The sequence below is a fragment of the Mesobacillus sp. genome, assembly GCF_049588175.1.
Classification (GTDB): domain Bacteria; phylum Bacillota; class Bacilli; order Bacillales; family Cytobacillaceae; genus Mesobacillus.
On sequence record NZ_JBAVFI010000398.1, the window covers coordinates 1 to 1,974 of the forward strand.

Here is a 1,974-nt window from a genome sequence, read left to right on the forward strand (position 1 = left end):
ACTGACTTCATTATTGATGACCTCGGCGGCTGCCCCAACCTTTGCTTCGACAGTTGAAATGCAGGCTGAGCAAGAACGTTACATAGTATTTTTTACAAATCCATTGAACACTGAACTGATTGAGAAAAATGGCGGTGAAATCATCCAGTCCTACTCGGCAGTTAATGCAGCGACAGTAGTAATGGAACAATCAAAGCTGGAAGGCATGCGGGCACTCGGCCTGGTCAGTAGTTTTCATGCGGAAAATAAATTCGAGGAAAGTTCGCAGACCACCCCTTGGGCTCACACTAACATCAATATCCCTGCGAAGGTGCCTTCCACTTTATCAGGAAAAGGCGTGAAAATCGCGATAATTGACACAGGTGTAGATTCAAACCATCAGGACCTGACTGTAAAGGAAGGAACATGTACCCTCGATGATTCCATTAGTCCGAATGCCTGCGACCATGGCTATCTCGATGAAAATGGGCATGGAACGCATGTGGCCGGCATCATCGCTGCTAAAAACAACAACATCGGCATTGTCGGTGTTGCTCCGGACGCGGAAATTTATGCGGTAAAAGCGCTTGATGGAAATGGAGATGGCACAACTTCCACGATTATGGCGGGGATCGACTGGGCCATCCGCAAGGGCGTTAATATTATCAACATGAGCTTAACCACTGAGTACCCTGACATGGGTATCAAAGCAATGGTAGACAAGGCCAATGCCAATGGAATCATCGTCGTAGCGGCTGCGGGTAATGATGGGACCTTATCTGGAAGCGATGAAACGGTCGAGTATCCAGGGAAATTCCCAAGTGTCATTGCCGTGGCTTCTGTAAAATCAGACAATCGCAGAGCATCGACATCAGCAACAGGCGCAGAAATTGAGCTTTCGGCACCTGGCGAGATGATTTATTCTACACTTCCAACAAGTGTGGCGGCTGCAGGCTACGGGACGATGAGCGGGACTTCAATGGCGGCTCCGTTTGTAGCAGGGATGGCAGCTCTTTATAAGGAAAAATTCCCGAGCTACACGAATGAGCAAATCCGTTCGCTTTTACAAAAAAATGCGAAGGATCTTGGAATTGCCGGCAGGGATCGCTTATACGGTTACGGACTGATCCAGACAGACACCGTTCCTGTTGAAAACGCCCAAGCGCCAATCACATTAGCAAGCACCGGCAATGGTTCCTTCAAATTAAATATGCAGCCGATATTGGAAAAATATCAGGCTTACTCCATCTACCGTGATGGAAAATTGATTGCTAATAACGTTGCCAGTGCAACCTTTGAAGACTACGGTACAAGGGGCGACATAAAGTATACGATCTATCCATGGGCGAATGATTCCATGCTCATTGATAAAAAAGATGAAGAATTGGTCTCACTAAGCAGTCCTGCTATACCTGACCTGACCAATACAGCCTGGTACAGCCGAAATATGATGTACCTATACTCTGCGGGCATCTTAAAAGGGGACGCATCAAACCGGCTGCAGCCATCTAAAGATGTCACTCGTGCCGAAGCAGTGGCGATGATGGGAAGAGCGTTAGGATTGGATGGAAAGCAGAGAACGACCAAGTTCAGCGATGTGCCAAGCAGCAGCTTTGCATCTGGTTATATCCAATCAGCGGTCGAGCGCGGCATCATTAGCGGCCGCGCTGATGGAACCTTCCGTCCGAACGATCTCGTAACCCGTGCAGAAATGGCCATTATGCTATCAAAAGCATACAGCCTCCCTGAAGCACCAACCGGCAGCTTCACCGACGTACCAGCAGGAATGGCCGGCTACCAGCAAATCTACAACCTGGCAGCAGCAAAAATCACAACAGGCTACCCAGACGGAACATTCAAGCCAACAGAAAAAATGCTCAGATCCAACTACTCCGTCTTCCTGTCCAAAGCAGCAAACCCAAACTTAAAATAGTAGTTACACCTTAAAAAAGTCGTACACTAAAGCAATAACGCGTTGGAGCGCTGGGGGTCAGA

1 protein-coding gene is annotated in these 1,974 nt (G+C 48.2%); it reads left to right on the plus strand.

What is annotated here, in order from left to right; translation table 11 throughout:
* Positions 1-1,912, plus strand: a 1,912-nt coding sequence (locus WB217_RS10060; RefSeq protein ID WP_423993038.1) for a S8 family peptidase, incomplete at its 5' end; no start/stop codon positions are given.
* Positions 1,913-1,974 lie beyond the last annotated feature (62 nt).